This is a genomic window from Enterococcus ratti, assembly GCF_001886195.1.
GTDB lineage: Bacteria > Bacillota > Bacilli > Lactobacillales > Enterococcaceae > Enterococcus_B > Enterococcus_B ratti.
The window spans coordinates 1-1,483 of record NZ_JXLB01000054.1 but is presented as its reverse complement, the minus strand read 5'-3'; the positions used below and the strand labels follow the sequence as shown (position 1 = coordinate 1,483).

Below are 1,483 nucleotides of genomic sequence, written 5' to 3'. Positions count from 1 at the left end.
AAATCAACTGAAAATCTTATCTTTTGGAAAAGCAATGTCTGCCAAAGAATTCATCGTTTCTTCTTCTACTCCTTGTGAAGACATTTTATCAAATAAAATCTTGATCGTTTGCAACAATATCTTCAAATCCAACAGTAATGAATACTTCTTGATATACAATAAATCAAAACGCAATTTACTATTATAATCAGAAACGTATTTCCCATATACTTGCGCATAACCAGTAATTCCTGCTCGAACGTTATGTCTCAAATAGTAATAGGGATTTTCGGCATTGAATTGATCCACAAAAAAAGGACGCTCCGGACGCGGACCTACAATCGACATATCCCCTTTTAACACATTGAAAATTTGAGGCAATTCATCAAAACGTACCGCTCGTATAAATTTTCCCACCGGCGTCACGCGAGCATCATTGCTTTTTGCCAATACAGGCCCCGATTTTGCTTCTGCCGTTGCCGTCATTGAACGGAATTTATATATAGAAAATTCTTTCTGATTTTTCGTGATCCGGATTTGTTTGTAAATCACCGGTCCCGGTGATGTCGCTTTAACTAAAATAGCCGTCAACAACATAAACGGTGAAGCAACAATTAATAAAATTATCGCAATAACAATATCAAACAACCGTTTAAATAACTCATATTCTGGTGGAATTCTATAGCCTGAAGCTTCAATGATACTTTCATCTTCAAAATTCATGATATTTGGATTAATCATGGTTAAATTTTCAAATGTTGTGTTTAAAAATAACTTCTTTTCTTTCTTCGTCACTATTTGATAAATCTTCATTTTTTCTGTTTCTTCGATGTGTGAGGCGAGATATACGATATCTATCTCATCTATCATCTCTTTCACATGCTCATAATAATTTCCAATGACTACGGCTTCTATTTTGTGTTTATTGTTCTTTTTAGAACTGAAATTTTGTATCGCTGGTGCCACGTCTTTTTCTAGTCCTACAATTACTACTTTCTTGTCATGACTTACCTTTAAGTACAATTTATAAACCAAGATTCGGTAAATACTCAACAAAATGGTGCCAATAACAAAGGAAAATAAAATAACGGCTCTTGGAAAAGCAAACCAGCGTCCAACGAACGTGACAACCATAATTCCTAATGTCATCAGTACTTGCCCGATCACGGTCACAAATACGATATCACTGATCATTCGGTTATAAAAAACATACACGCCTAACAAGATATTTAAGGCAATAAATAAAACAGAAATAAAGATTGCGGAATATTGAAAAGTTTCCCAATTGCGCATGGGGATTTCCCCATAAAACTTGAGTAAGAAACTGCTATAAATTGCCACATTATAAACCAGCACATCCAGCAAGATGATGAAGATTCGTCGTGTCGCACTCCATTCCCCATTTTTATTCATATATACACTCCTAATTACAAAATAATACACTTCATTATCTTACCATAGCAAGGTTTAAAAACCTAGCGAATAAACAATTTGTAATGGAAAT

Annotated in this window: 1 protein-coding gene; it reads right to left on the bottom strand. The window is 34.4% G+C overall.

Translation table 11 applies throughout. The annotated features are described in order from the left end of the window. Window positions 1-3: 3 nt before the first annotated feature. On the bottom strand, window positions 4-1,392 hold the full coding sequence (locus tag RV14_RS11605; protein ID WP_071856393.1) for a sugar transferase: 1,389 nt from the start codon (window positions 1,390-1,392) through the stop codon (window positions 4-6). Between the last annotated feature and the right edge of the window lie 91 nt (window positions 1,393-1,483).

What these genes read in the sequence shown, in the direction of transcription:
- RV14_RS11605 (WP_071856393.1), bottom strand. Translation starts at nt 1,392, where the DNA reads ATGAATAAAAATGGGGAATGGAGTGCGACACGACGAATCTTCATCATC.